Origin of the sequence: Mycoplana sp. MJR14, from assembly GCF_029210525.1 — a bacterium.
Lineage (GTDB): Bacteria > Pseudomonadota > Alphaproteobacteria > Rhizobiales > Rhizobiaceae > Mycoplana.
The window spans coordinates 49679-62798 of the sequence record NZ_JARGEO010000016.1; the positions used below are offsets into that span (position 1 = coordinate 49679).

At 67.0% G+C, this 13120-nt stretch carries 10 protein-coding genes; 1 reads left to right on the forward strand and 9 read right to left on the reverse strand.

Annotated features, from left to right (window positions below):
* Positions 1–66 precede the first annotated feature (66 nt).
* The 7 genes from aguB to P0086_RS24050 all read right to left on the reverse strand — a co-directional run bounded on the left by aguB (position 67) and on the right by P0086_RS24050 (position 7801).
* Entirely contained in the window at positions 67–939 is an 873-nt protein-coding gene (gene aguB, locus P0086_RS24020; protein WP_275790606.1) for an N-carbamoylputrescine amidase, read from the reverse strand.
* A 60-nt stretch (positions 940–999) separates the two neighbouring features.
* Positions 1000–2670 carry an amidohydrolase gene (locus tag P0086_RS24025; protein WP_275790608.1) on the reverse strand — a complete coding sequence of 557 codons (1671 nt, stop codon included), beginning with the start codon at positions 2668–2670 and terminating at the stop codon, positions 1000–1002.
* A 26-nt stretch (positions 2671–2696) separates the two neighbouring features.
* Positions 2697–3878 carry a serine hydrolase gene (locus tag P0086_RS24030; protein WP_275790610.1) on the reverse strand — a complete coding sequence of 394 codons (1182 nt, stop codon included), beginning with the start codon at positions 3876–3878 and terminating at the stop codon, positions 2697–2699.
* Positions 3879–3946: 68 nt separating this feature from the next.
* Positions 3947–4981, reverse strand: a complete 1035-nt coding sequence (locus P0086_RS24035) for an extracellular solute-binding protein (RefSeq protein WP_112594256.1) — start codon at positions 4979–4981, stop codon at positions 3947–3949.
* A gap of 19 nt (positions 4982–5000) precedes the next feature.
* Positions 5001–5825 (reverse strand): ABC transporter permease, encoded by an 825-nt coding sequence (locus P0086_RS24040; protein ID WP_112609660.1) that lies wholly within the window; start codon positions 5823–5825, stop codon positions 5001–5003.
* Positions 5818–6744 (reverse strand): ABC transporter permease, encoded by a 927-nt coding sequence (locus tag P0086_RS24045; RefSeq protein WP_112609662.1) that lies wholly within the window; start codon positions 6742–6744, stop codon positions 5818–5820. Before P0086_RS24045 ends, P0086_RS24040 begins: the two co-directional genes overlap by 8 nt.
* Before the next feature lies 1 nt (position 6745).
* Positions 6746–7801: an ABC transporter ATP-binding protein gene (locus P0086_RS24050; RefSeq protein ID WP_275790614.1), complete on the reverse strand. Its 1056-nt coding sequence runs from the start codon at positions 7799–7801 to the stop codon at positions 6746–6748.
* Between the two features lie 397 nt (positions 7802–8198).
* On the opposite strand from P0086_RS24050, the gene P0086_RS24055 reads away from it, so the two are divergent.
* A complete protein-coding gene (locus P0086_RS24055) occupies positions 8199–9131 on the forward strand; it encodes a VOC family protein (protein ID WP_112613418.1) in 933 nt (310 codons plus the stop codon).
* Between the two features lie 342 nt (positions 9132–9473).
* Here P0086_RS24055 and P0086_RS24060 read toward each other — a convergent pair whose 3' ends face one another.
* Complete coding sequence (locus P0086_RS24060; RefSeq protein ID WP_275790616.1) at positions 9474–10916, reverse strand: NAD-dependent succinate-semialdehyde dehydrogenase; 1443 nt, start codon at positions 10914–10916, stop codon at positions 9474–9476.
* A 263-nt stretch (positions 10917–11179) separates the two neighbouring features.
* A complete protein-coding gene (locus tag P0086_RS24065) occupies positions 11180–13030 on the reverse strand; it encodes a monovalent cation:proton antiporter-2 (CPA2) family protein (RefSeq protein ID WP_275790618.1) in 1851 nt (616 codons plus the stop codon).
* Positions 13031–13120 lie beyond the last annotated feature (90 nt).

Genomic DNA, 13120 nt, shown 5'->3' on the forward strand with positions numbered 1-13120 from the left:
AACGTCCGAATGCCATGAGGCCCGCGCGATACCGGTCGCGCGGGCCTCTCGTCTTTTCCGACCGGTTCAGCCTTGCCCGTCGAGGCTCGAAAGCGGGCCGTAGAGCTCCGGCCGGCGATCGCGAAAGAGGCCCCAGGCGCGGCGCTGGCGTTCGATCGCCGCGAGGTCGAAGGTGGCCGTCAGCACGCTCTCCGTCCCCCTGTCGGCTTCGGTGAGCTTGCCGCCGGTCTGGTCGGCGATGAAGGAGGAGCCGTAGAAGGTGATCGCGGTGCCGTTGCGTCCCTCCTCGGTGCCGACGCGGTTGGACGCCACCACGGGTACTAGGTTCGCCGCCGCGTGCCCCTGCATCACCCGCTGCCAGTGGGCGGCGCTGTCGATTGCGGGATCGTGCGGCTCGCTTCCGATCGCCGTCGGATAGAACAGGATCTCCGCGCCCAAAAGCGCCATGGCGCGGGCGGCCTCGGGAAACCATTGGTCCCAGCAGATGCCGCAGCCGATCGTGCCGAAGCGCGTCCGCCACACCCGGAAGCCGGTATCGCCCGGCGAGAAGTAGAACTTCTCGGTATAGCCGGGACCATCGGGGATGTGGCTCTTGCGGTAGTTGCCGAGCACGGTGCCGTCGGCGTCGATCACCGCCAGCGAATTGAAGTGCGCCCGGCCGGCCCGTTCGAAATAGCTGACCGGCAGGACGACGCCGAGCTCGGCCGCAAGCCGGGCGAAATGCGCAATCAGCGGATTGTCCGCAAACGGCTGGGCCAGGTCGAAGAACCGCGCGTCCTGGGCCTGGCAGAAGTAGGGCGTCTCGAACAGTTCCTGCACGAGCACGATGTTGGCGCCCTGCGCGGCAGCCGTGCGGACGAGCCTTTCCGCCCGCTCGATGTTGGCCGGTATGTCCCAGGTGCAGGCCATCTGCGTGGCCGCGACGGTTACGGTGCGCATGGTCGCTCCTTCAGCTTCTCGTTTCATCGCATGGCGTCATCGCAAGACCGCGACATGCCTTCAGGCCTGGTGGGTGACGCGGCCGTCGCAGATCGTCGTGACCGGGCGGATCGCGGGGAAGTCGTCTGCCGCGGTCGCCTCGATGTCGCCGGAGAGGACGACGACATCGGCGAGGTAGCCTTCCTTCAGGATGCCCTTGCGGTCCTCCATGAACTCCAGCCAGGCGCCGGTGCTCGTGTAGGCGGCGAGCGTTTCGGCAAGCGACAGCCGCTGGTCGGGATCGCCCTGCCGCCACGGCGTGCGGGTCATGGCGTCGCGGATGCAGCTCATCGGGTCGAGCGGCGAGACCGGCCAGTCGGTGCCGAAGACGATCGTCGTGCCCGCGTCGACCAGGGTCTTCCAGGCGAAGGCGAGCGGCCAGCGGGCCTCGCCGATGAAGCCGAGATAGGGCTCCAGCGGCAGGCCGGCGCTGCCGGGGGGATGGGTCGGCTGCATCGAGGCGACGGTGCCGAGCGCGGCGAAGCGGGGAATGTCGTCGGGGTGGACGACCTCGATATGCTCGATGCGGTTGCGGCTGTCGCGGCGGCCGTTCGCCCGGATCGCCGCCTCGTAGCCGTTCAGCACCATGCGTACCGCGCCGTCGCCGATGGCGTGCACGGCGACCGGCAGGCCGAGCCGGTCGGCCTCGACGGCTATCGCGTCGAAGTGTTCCTGGGAGAACAGCGGTTCGCCCTTCCAGCCGGGCTTGTGGGCGTAGTCGTCGACGAAGACGGCGGTCTCGCCCTCGGTGACGCCGTCCATGAACATCTTGACGAAGTCGCAGCGCAGCCGGTCGCCGGAGAACTCATCGCGCCACTTCGCGGCCTTCTCCGCAAGGTCGGAGACCGGCATGAAGTTCTTCATGTGGTAGGGCATGCGGACGCGCACCGGCAGGCCGTCCGTCTTCTCGATCTCTGAGAGTAGTTCCAGCTGGTAGTGGTTGCCGTCCATGTTCTGCAGCGAGGTGATGCCGAGCGAGGCGACATAGGCGAGCCCCTTCTTCAGCACGGCGATATCGCTCGCCCGGTCCTCGGCGGTGACGTTCTCCGGTTCGCCGCCGGTGCCGATGCCGAGCATCTCGCGCCCGCCGGTTTCGCCGAGGGCCGCCACCGGGCGGATGGCGTTGCTCTCGCGCAGTTCACCGCTCGCAAGGCCGTCGTCGCCCATGACGATCTCGTTGCCGACGCCGACGTCGCGGCCCTCGATGATGCCGGCCTTTCGCAGCGCGATCGTGTTGGCCCAGGCGGTGTGATGGTCCGGGGCGACGATCAGCAGCGGCCGGTCGGGCAGGATGCGGTCGAGGACGTGGCGGGTGACCCGTTCGTCGTCGGAGAGGACGGAGTAGTCGGCGTGCTGGGCGATCAGCAGCCGGCGTTCGGGATACTGCGCGGCAAAGCCGCGGATCGCCCGCTCCAGGGCTTCGTAGCCCTTGACCTTGTAGAGCGAGAGCTCGCTGAGCTCGACCGAGCCGGGGAAGATGTGCATGTGGGATTCGTTGAAGCCCGGCAGCACCGTGCCGCCGCGGGCGTCGATCACGCGGGTGGCCGGACCGGATGATGCGCGGATGTCCGCTTCCGCCCCGACCGCCAGGATGCGGTTGCCGGCAATCGCGATCGCGTCGGCGCGCGGCCTGGCCGCGTCCATGGTCAGCACGCGGGCGTTCGTGATGATGAGGTCTGCTGTGGTCTGCATGGGAACTCCTGCCTGATCGCCACGCGTCAGAGCGTCATCCGGGAAAGGGTGCGGAAGAGGGTGAAGATGTCGTGGTTGGTCTCGTCGCCGAGCGGGTCGTCCTGCGAGGACAGCTTGACGATGACGGTCTCGGTGGAGGGATCGACATAGAGCCACTGTCCGTGGATGCCGATCGCGCAATAGGCGCCGTCCGCCTCGCCGGTCTGGTACCACTGGCTGCGGTAGCGGCCGTCCGGAAGGGCGACGTTGCGGCCGGCGCGCCAGGCCTCGCGGTCGCCGTTGCGCGTCATGTCGTCGATCCAGCGTTCGGGAACGACCTGCCGCCCGCCGACGGTGCCTCCGGTGCGGAGCAGTTCGCCGACGCGGGCGAGGTCGCGGGCGGTAACGCACATGCCGCCGGCGGTGCGCGGCGTGCCGATCGCATCGACCGTGACGTAGCCGTCGTTCCTGGCCCCCATCGGCTGCCAGAGAAGCGTCTCGAACAGGTCTGCGAACCGGGCGCCGGTGACGCGTTCGATGAGGAGGCCGAGCACGTCGGAATTCGGCGAGGCATAGGCGAAGGGGCCGCCGTGCGGGCCCGGTCCCTTTTGCAGCGTCAGCAGGAAGTCGGCCAGGTTTTCCGGCGTCTCGCCGGGCTGCGGCGGGTTCCAGAGCATGGCGCGGCGGTAGCGGGCGAAGGCGCTCAGCGGATCGAGATAGGCCTCCTCGAAATCGAGGCTGACGCGCATGTCGAGCACGTCGCGGACGCTGCAGTCGCCATAGGCGCCGCCCCTTGCCTCCGGCAGGTAGTGCGACACCGGCCGGTCGGGGTCGATCACGCCCTCGGCCTCGAGAATGCCGGACAGAAGCGCCGTCAGCGACTTGGAGATCGAAAAGACGATGTGGCGGGCGTTCGCGCCGGAATGGGGCGCGTAGTGCTCCAGCACGACGCGGCCGTCGCGCATCACGAGGAAGGCGTCGGCGGCAGCCTTCTCCAGATAGGCGCGCAGCGTCGAGGCGCCCTCGAGCGGCTGCTCCAGTCGCGCATCGAGCCGCGCGCCGCTGTCGAGCGCCCGTTCGGGCTCGGGGCGGAGGCTGCGGAACTCGGCGGTCGGAACGAGGTCGCGCACGTTGTGGAAGGCCCAGCGGCTGAAAGGGGCGGTGCGCCAGTTGGCAAGCGTCACGTCGCGCCGGGCAAAGCCGTGCACGTCCTGGAAGGTGTTGTTCATGCGCATATCCGCGGGTACCGCGGGAGCATTCGCGCTCCCGCGTCCGCAGTCCTCCTGAGGTCTTGCCGTTACTTCTGCAGCTCGGTCCAGATCTTGGTGTAGAGCTCCTGGACCTCCGGCGGGCAGGCGAGGTTGAACTTGCCGGCGGCCTTGAGATCGGCCGGAATGACGATCTCCGGCGCGCTCTTCATGTCCTCCGGCATGAAGGCGTCGGAGCCCTTGATGCCGTTGGCGTAGCGGGCGAAGGCGGACAGCATCGCCGCATTCTCGGGGTCCATGATGAAGTTCAGGAAAAGCTTGGCGTTGTCGACGTTCTTGGCGTCGGCGAGGATCGCGGCATTGTCCATCCAGATCGGATAGCCTTCCTTCGGATAGCCGTAGACGACGTCCGGGTTCTGCAGGCGCGAGCGGAAGGAGGCGCCGTTCCAGTTGGTGCCGGCCGAAAGGTCGCCCTTGGAGTATTTCTCGATGTTGCCGTAGTCCATCGAGATCCACTTCGGCTTGGCCGCGAGCAGCATGTCGCGCGCCTTCTTCAGAACAGTGAGATCGCCGGTGCAGGGCTCGCCGCCGGCATAGGTGACGACCATGTGCATGACGTCGGACATCTCGGGAAGGACGTTGACCTTGCCGACGAGTTCGGCCGGCGGGTCGAGGAAGATGGCGGACGTGTTGATGTCGCCGGAATAGACGGACTTGTTGACGGTCACGCCCGTCGTGCCCCACTGCCACGGAACCGAATACTTGCGGCCCGGATCGAAGGGTACGTCCACCCACTGAGGATCGACGTTCTTGAAGTTCTCCATCTGGTTGGGGTTGGATTCCATCAGGAGACCTTCGGAAATGAAGGTCGGCATGGCGCTGGCGGACGGGACGACGATGTCGAAGCCGTGGCCGCCCTGGCGGATCTTGGCGAGTGCGGTGTCGTTGCTGTCGTAGTCGGTGATCGTCACCTTGACGTCATAGGCCGCCTCGAACTTCTTGATCATCTCCGGGCTCGTATAGTTGCCCCAGTTGAAGATGTTCAGTTCGCCGGCGGCGTGCGCGATGGCGGTCGAGGCCATCAGTCCGGCGACGAGCGATGCTGCTCCCAGTATCGATTTCATGCTGTTCTCCTGTTTGGCGTTATGGGTCGTCTTTCTGCGGATTTCGGCTGATGAAGAAGAAGACGGTGACGATGGCGAGCGACAGCATCAGAAAGACGGTCGAGATCGCGTTCATCTCCGGGGTCACGACGCGGCGCAGCTGGCCGAGCATGTAGGTCGGCAGGGTGTCCTGGCCGCCGGACTTGACGAATTCGGTGATCACCACGTCGTCGAGCGAGATCACGAAGGCGAGCATCAGGCCGGCGAGGATGCCGGGCCAGAGCAGCGGCAGGGTGACATAGCGGAAGGTCTTGAAGGGCGTGGCGTAGAGGTCGGCGGCGGCCCGCTCCAGCGACAGGTCCATGTTCTCCAGCCTGGCGCGGATCGGCAGGTAGGCGAAGGGGACGCAAAAGGCCGAATGCGCGGCGATGAGGTAGCCGAGGCCGGAATAGCCGGTCCAGACCTTGATGCGCGAGAACAGGATCAGGAGCGCCACGGCGGTGACGATCTCCGGCACGAGCAGCGGGCTGTTCAGGAGCGAATACTTGAAGGTCAGGCCGCGATAGGGCGTCGTGCGGGTGGTGGCAAGGGCTGCAAGCGTGGCGCAGGCGGTGGCGATGACGGCGGCGACCGAGGCGATCTGCAGCGAGCGGATCGAGGCGTCGATCACCTGCTGGTTCTGCCAGGCGCTCAAGAACCAGCGCAGCGACAGCCCTTCCCAGGCGGCGATCGAGGTGCCGGCATTGAAGGCGTAGACGACGAGGGTGGCGATCGGCAGGTAGAGGATGAAGAAGCTGAGCATGGCGATCGTCGCAAAGCCCGGCAGCCGCTTGATCGAAAAGTTCCGGGCCGGATTCCTAGCCATGCGCGCCGCCCCCGGTCTTGCCGACGTTGCGGACGTAGAAGAGTAGCGCGACGAGGACGATCGCCACCAGCGTCACCGACAGGGCCGCGCCGAGCGGCCAGTTGCGGCCCTGGCCGAACTGCAGTTCGATCAGGTTGCCGACCATCAGGTTCTTGCCGCCGCCGAGCACGCGGGGGATCACGTAGGAGGACAGCGCCGGGATGAAGACGAGGATGGAGCCGGCGATCAGGCCGGGCTTCACCAGCGGCACGATCACCTTCATCAGCACGTTGAAGCGCGAAGCGTAGAGGTCGTAGGCCGCCTCGACGAGGCGGAAATCGAGCTTCTCCAGGCTGGCGTAGAGCGGCAGCACCATCAGCGGCAGGTGGACGTAGGTCATGCCGAGCAGGATGGCGAAATCGGTGAACAGCATCTGGATCGGTGCCGAGACCAGGCCGAGCTTCATCAGCAGCGTGTTGACGAGGCCCTCGGTGCGGATGACCTCCTGGATCGCGAACGCCCGGATCAGCATGTTCGTCCAGAACGGGATGGTGATGACAAAGAGCCAGAGCGAGCGGCTGTGCTGCGGGCGGGTGGCGATGAAATAGGCTGTGGGGAAGCCGAGCAGCAGGCAGAGCGCGGTGGTGGCGAGCGCGATGCGGACCGAGCGCCAGAAGATGCTGAAATGGGCGTCGGCCAGCGACACGGTGTCGTCGAAGATGTCGCGCGAGAGGAAGACGTTGAACCAGCCGTCCGTCGAGAACGCCCATTTCACGTCGCCGTAGCTGCCGGGCGCCAGGAAGGAATAGAGCACGACGATCAGAAGCGGACCGGCGCTGGCCGCGCCGATCAGGAGCATGGCGGGGGCGCTGAGGAGCCAGCGGCCGCGGATGTCCTTCCTGCGGATCGTCTCGCCGAGTTCGGCCGGGGTGACGCTCATCTCAATCCCTCAGGATCTGGGCGACGTCGTCGCTGAGTTCGATCCCGACGCTGTCGCCGACGGCAAAGCCGCAGGGACCGCTGCGGGCGTTCTGCTGGCGGACCAGGAAGGTCTTGTCGTCGGCGAGGCGGACGTGCAGATGCGTGTCGGTGCCGAGGTAGACCACGTCATGGACCGTGCCGGCGAGCGGCGCGGCCGGCGACGGGGCGACGGCGCGGGCGTGTTCCGGGCGGATCACGATGGATACGCGGCCCTCGGGGCGGATGTCGGCGGGGAAGGTCGCGGGGATTTCGGCGCCGGAGGCGAGCCGCACCCGTGCCCGCTCGCCCTCGATCGCGACGACGTCGACGTCGAGGAAATTGGTGTCGCCGATGAAGTCGGCGACGAAGCGCTCGGCCGGGCGGTCGTAGATCTCCCAGGGTTCGCCGACCTGGCGGACCGTGCCATGGCTCATCACCGCGATGCGGTCGGACATGGTCAGCGCCTCCTCCTGGTCGTGGGTGACGAAGACGAAGGTGATGCCGGTCTCGCTCTGCAGCCGCTTCAGCTCGATCTGCATCGACTTCCTGAGTTTCAGGTCGAGCGCCGAAAGCGGCTCGTCGAGGAGGAGGACCTTCGGCCGCGGCGCCAGCGCCCGGGCGAGCGCCACGCGCTGCTGCTGGCCGCCGGAAAGCTGGGTGACCGGGTCGTTGCCGCGGCCCTCGAGGTGGACGAGCTTGAGCATTTCCGCGACGGCCGCAGCGATCTTCGCCTTCGGCTGCCCGAGCATCTTCAGCCCGAAGCCGATGTTCTCGGCGACCGTCAGGTGCGGGAAGAGGGCGTAGTTCTGGAAGACGGTGTTGACCGGGCGCTGGTTGGGCAGGAGGCTCGCGATCTCGGCGCCGTCGAGGCGGATGCTGCCCTCGCTCGGCAGTTCGAAGCCGGCGATCATCCGCAGAAGCGTGGTCTTGCCGCAGCCCGAAGGCCCCAGCAGGGTGAAGAACTCGTTCGGGCGGATTTCCAGCGAGACGTCGTCCACCGCCTGGAAATTGCCGAACCACTTCTTGATGCCGTGCATTCCGATAGCGCCGCCATGGGCAGCAGTCGCTCGGGACTGGTCCATATGTTCCCCGTGTCTCGTCCGGACCTCGCTTCCTCTTCGAAATCCGGGGGTTGGGCGGCCGCTTCAACGGCTCTTCTTGCGCATTGTGATAGGCTTTTTGTGATTATGATCACAACAAAACACAGTTCGATGAAAACTGTAAAGGGCAAATTCTACGCATGTGTAATTCTTGTGCAGCGCGGGGGGAATGGCAAGGGTCACACGGCGGACGGTCGGCGCCGGTCATGTGGTAATTGTAAACAGTGAGGCTTCTTTCGTTTCTTTTTCTGAAACAGTGCTTTCACCTTCGACGCACTTTCGCCCGTCGAGCGGAAGGCGCAAATTCGGCGGCATCCAAACAGGAGGTTTCCTCATGCTCGACCAGATCACCGGACTGCACCACGTCACGTCCATGGCTGCGGATGCGCGCACCAACAATGCCTTCTTCACCGATGCCCTCGGCCTGCGCCGGGTCAAGAAGACGGTCAATTTCGATTCCCCCGACGTCTACCACCTCTACTATGGCGACGAACTGGGCACGCCCGGCACGGTGATGACCTACTTCCCCTTTCCGCACATCGCACCCGGGCGGTCCGGCACCGGCGAGGTGGGCACGACCGTCTTCTCCGTGCCCAGGGGCGCGCTCGGCTACTGGGGCGAGCGCCTTGCCGCCCGGCGGGTCTCGGGCCTGCGCGAGGACGAGACGTTCGGCCAGAAGCGCCTGCATTTCGCCGGACCGGACGGGGACGGTTTCGCCCTCGTCGAGGTCGACGGCGACAGCCGCCAGCCCTGGACCCATGGCGGCATCGACGAGGCGCACGCGATCCGCGGCTTCCATTCCGTCGCCATGCGGCTGAAGGACGGCGGCGCCACGCGCGAACTGCTGGGCTTCATGGGCTACGAGGTGCTGGAAGAGAAGAACGGCATTCTGCGGATGGTCCGCCCCGGCGGCAACGGTGCCGATGCCATCGACATCGAGACCATGCCCGACGTTTCGGCCTCCCGTCCCGGCGCCGGCTCCGTCCACCACGTCGCCTTCGCCGTGAAGGACCGGGCGGCCCAGCTCGACGTCCGCAAGGCGCTGATCGACACGGGCTACCACGTCACGCCGGTGATCGACCGCGACTACTTCTTTGCCATCTACTTCCGCACGCCCGGCGGCGTGCTGTTCGAGGTGGCGACCAACGAGCCGGGCTTCGACCGCGACGAGGACACCGCCCATCTCGGCGAGGCGCTGAAGATCCCCAAGCAGCACGAGCATCTGCGCGCGGCCATCGAGCAGCATCTGGAGCCGCTCGAGCCGTAGAGCGAAACACCGGCGGCGGCCGGCCACGGGGCCGGCCCTTGCGCCGCACGGCTGCAAAAAAGACCGCCCAGGGCGGCTGGGCGGTCAGGCGGATCGTGTGATCCGCGGGCTCGGAGGAGGGGAGGGCTCCGGAGCCGGTAGCGGGAGGGGGCCGCGCTACACGCCGATGGGGGCGATGAAGAAAGAGTAGTTCTCTTCCGGCCGCCGCGACACTATACACTGGTATCGCTTGCATCATCTGCGGGGGTCATGAACCTGCCGCCAAGGACTGCGAGAGCCGCGGACCGGGTCGGTCCGCGGCTCTTCATGGGCCGATGTGCGGGCTCCGCTGCCTGCGCGGCGTCAGGCGGCGGTGGTGACGAACTTGGTCACGAGGTAGGCTTCGATCGCGGCCGCGCCGCCCTCGTCGCCGTAGCCGGAATCCTTGATGCCGCCGAAGGGAACCTCGGGCAGCGCCAGGCCGAGGTGGTTGATCGTCGTCATGCCGGATTCCACCCGCGTTCCGATCGCATGCACGGCGGCCTGCGAGGCGGTGAAGGCGTAGGATGCCAGGCCGAAGGGAAGGCGGTTCGATTCTGCGATCGCGTCCTCCAGCCCGGCGACCGGGTTGATGATGGCGACGGGGCCGAAGGGCTCCTCGTTCATGATCCGCGCCGAGACCGGGACGTTGGTCAGCACCGTGGGCTCGAAGAAGTTGCCGCTGTTGCCGATCCGGCGGCCGCCGGTCTCGAGCTTGCCGCCGTGCTCGACGGCGTCGGCGACCAGCTCCTCCAGTGCGGGGATGCGGCGCTCGTTGGCGAGCGGGCCCATGGTGGAAGCGGCATCGAGGCCGTTGCCGACCTTCACGCCCTTGGTCGCCGCGACGAAGCCGTCGACGAAGCGGCCGAAGGCCGGCTGCTCGACGAGGAAGCGCGTCGGCGAAACGCAGACCTGGCCGGCATTGCGGAACTTGGAGAAGGCCATCACCTTGGCCGCCTTGTCGATGTCGGCATCCGCCATGATGATCGCCGGCGCATGGCCGCCGAGCTCCATCGTCACGCGCTTCATGTGCCTGCCGGCCAGTGCCGCCAGATGCTTGCCGACCGGGGTGGAGCCGGTGAAGGTGACCTTGCGGATCGCCGGATGCGGAATGAGGTATTCGGAGATTTCCGCCGGAACGCCGTAGACGAGGCCGATGACGCCGGCGGGGACGCCGGCATCGGCAAAGGCGCGGATCAGTTCGGCCGGCGATGCCGGCGTCTCTTCCGGCGCCTTGATGATGATCGAGCAGCCGGCGGCAAGGGCCGCCGAAAGCTTGCGCACGATCTGGTTGATCGGGAAGTTCCAGGGCGTGAAGGCCGCGACCGGGCCGACCGGCAGCTTGATCGTCTGCTGGGAGACGTTCGGCGCGCGCGCGGGGATGACGTGGCCGTAGGTGCGGCGCGCTTCCTCGGCGAACCACTCGATCAGGTCGGCCGCAGCCGCCACCTCGCCGGTGGATTCGGCGATCGGCTTGCCCTGTTCGCGGGTCATGATCCAGGCGATCCTGTCCTTGCGCTCGCGCAGGATGTCGGCGGCCTTGCGCATGATGCGGGCGCGGTCATAGGCGGAGGTGGCGCTCCAGGTGGCAAAGCCCGCCTGCGTCGCCGCAAGGGCTGCGTCCAGGTCGACGATGCCGGCCTTTGCGACCTGGCCGATCACCTCGCCGGTGGCCGGGTCGGTGACGGCGATCGTCTCGCCGGCTGCCGCGGGCTTCCATTCGCCGTTCAGGAAGAGTTGCGTGTCCGGATAGGAATAGTCTGCCATGCGTGAACTCCCGTTCTCGACCGGTCCGCAGGGGCGGCCGGCGAACTGTCTGCAATGTCTGCGGAAATCCGTCCTTGCCGGCTCCGCTTCGGCCGGCCGCAACGCAACCGCTTCGCGAGCCGTACCCCGCGGATCGAAGGCGTGTCAAACAGGCTGAGCTGCGTATCCTAGATTGCCCGCCACCGATCCTGCAGTGCAAATCGCGCAGCGCAGCTGCGCTCGCAGGGGCAGGCTGAAGCCGCCCGGTCGGCGGAGATGAGCCGTCAGGTGGCGGCTGTGCCGGGACTTGTGGTGCCCTTGAGCACCGCTTCGGCTTCGGCGTTGCCCGACCGGCCGGTCCGCTTCGGCGTGGTCAGCGGGGTTGGGGACGGCCGGTTGCCCTGGAAATACTGCCGGCCGCCGTACAGTCCCTCGACCTGCTGGATCGCAAGCCGCTGCTCGTCGCGGCGCCGGACCTCCTCCATGATCGCCTCGGCCTCCGGTTCCGGCACGCCGAGCTTCGTCAGCGCGTAGCAGCCGAAAACGAGCGCGGATTCCAGCGTTTCGCGCAGCTGATAGTCGACGCCGGCCGCAATCAGGGAGAGTGCCGCGCCGCGGTCGTAGGCGCGTGCGAACACCTGCACCAGCGGAAATTCCGCCTTGATCAGCTCGACGATGTGGAGCGCCACATCGGCCTTGTCGACGCAGACGATGACCGCCCCCACGTTCTCGGCACCGGCGGCATGGAGGATATCCAGCCGTGTGCCGTCGCCGTAGTAGACCTTGAAGCCGAACTCCGACGCGGCCTGGATCATCTCCACGTCGTTGTCGATGATGGAGACTTCCAGCCCCCTGGCGAGGAGCGGCTGGCTGACGATCTGGCCGAAGCGGCCGAAGCCGACGATGAGCACGTTGCCGGTCAGCCCGTCGGGGGCCTCGACGCCGTCGAGCAGGGTCGCCGCCGGTGTCGGCATCAGCCGGGTGACGGCCATGATGACGAACGGCGTCAGCACCATCGAGATGATCACGGTCGAGGTGAAGATGGCGTTGGTCTGCGCGTCGATCACGCCGAACGCCGTCGCTGCGGCATAGAGCACGAAGGCGAATTCGCCGCCCTGGGCCATCAGCGCCGCCCGCTCGACCGCCTCCTCGCGATCCGACCCGAGCAGGCGGGCGACGGCATAGATGCCGATGCCCTTCATCAGCATGAAGGCGACCACCGCGAAGGCGACCAGCGGCAGGTTGGCGGCGACGACACCGACGTCGAGCGCCATGCCGACGCCAAGGAAGAACAGGCCGAGCAGGATGCCGCGGAAGGGTTCGATATCGGCCTCGAGCTGGTGGCGGAACGTGCTCTCGGACAGGAGGACGCCGGCGAGGAAGGCGCCCATCGCCATCGACAGTCCACCGAGCTGCATGGCGAGTGCCGCGCCGAGCACGACCAGCAGTGCCGCGGCGGTCATGACCTCGCGTGCGCCGGCCTGTGCCAAGACGGCGAACAACGGGTTCAGAAGATAGCGCCCGATCAGGATCAGGCCGGCGAGCGCGCCGAGCCCGATCGCGACATGGGCGGCCTGCGAGGCCAGGCTGGATGTTTCAGCCCCCGGCGCCATGAAGGCGACGACGGCAAGAAGGGGAACGATCGCCAGATCCTCCAGCAGCAGGATCGATACGATCCGCTGTCCCTTGGGCGTCGACAGGTCGCCGCGGTCGTTGAGGATCTGGAAGACGATCGCCGTCGAGGTCAGGACGAAGCCCATGCCGAAGACGAAGGCGACGGAGGGCGCATAGCCGAGCGCCATGCCGGCGAAGGTGAGCAGGGCGCTGCAGACGACGACCTGCAGCAGGCCGAGCCCCATGATCTCGCGGCGCAGGCCCCAGAGGCGCGACGGCCGCATTTCCAGGCCGATGACGAAGAGGAACATGACCACGCCGAGCTCGGCGACATGGATGATGCTCTGCGCATCGGTGAAGAGCCCGAGCCCGTAGGGGCCGATGACGAGGCCGGCGGCGAGGTAGCCTAGGACGGAATCGAGCCCGAACCGCTTGAACAGCGGCACGGCGACGACGCCGGCCGTCAGGAGCGTCACGATCGGGATGAGATCGACACCGTGCGATGCTGTTTCGGCGGCCATCGTTCTTCAATCTCCCGCTTCGTCGACCGAACCCCTCAGCCAACCAGAATTCCTACAGTGTCGGGTAGCGCAACGCCAAGGGCGAAGCAA

Coding starts and splice junctions, on each gene's coding strand:
- P0086_RS24060 (WP_275790616.1), bottom strand. CDS start 10,916: ATGGCAGACTATTCCTATCCGGACACGCAACTCTTCCTGAACGGCGAA.
- aguB (WP_275790606.1), bottom strand. CDS start 939: ATGCGCACCGTAACCGTCGCGGCCACGCAGATGGCCTGCACCTGGGAC.
- P0086_RS24035 (WP_112594256.1), bottom strand. CDS start 4,981: ATGAAATCGATACTGGGAGCAGCATCGCTCGTCGCCGGACTGATGGCC.
- P0086_RS24025 (WP_275790608.1), bottom strand. CDS start 2,670: ATGCAGACCACAGCAGACCTCATCATCACGAACGCCCGCGTGCTGACC.
- P0086_RS24045 (WP_112609662.1), bottom strand. CDS start 6,744: ATGAGCGTCACCCCGGCCGAACTCGGCGAGACGATCCGCAGGAAGGAC.
- P0086_RS24040 (WP_112609660.1), bottom strand. CDS start 5,825: ATGGCTAGGAATCCGGCCCGGAACTTTTCGATCAAGCGGCTGCCGGGC.
- P0086_RS24055 (WP_112613418.1), top strand. CDS start 8,199: ATGCTCGACCAGATCACCGGACTGCACCACGTCACGTCCATGGCTGCG.
- P0086_RS24065 (WP_275790618.1), bottom strand. CDS start 13,030: ATGGCCGCCGAAACAGCATCGCACGGTGTCGATCTCATCCCGATCGTG.
- P0086_RS24050 (WP_275790614.1), bottom strand. CDS start 7,801: ATGCACGGCATCAAGAAGTGGTTCGGCAATTTCCAGGCGGTGGACGAC.
- P0086_RS24030 (WP_275790610.1), bottom strand. CDS start 3,878: ATGAACAACACCTTCCAGGACGTGCACGGCTTTGCCCGGCGCGACGTG.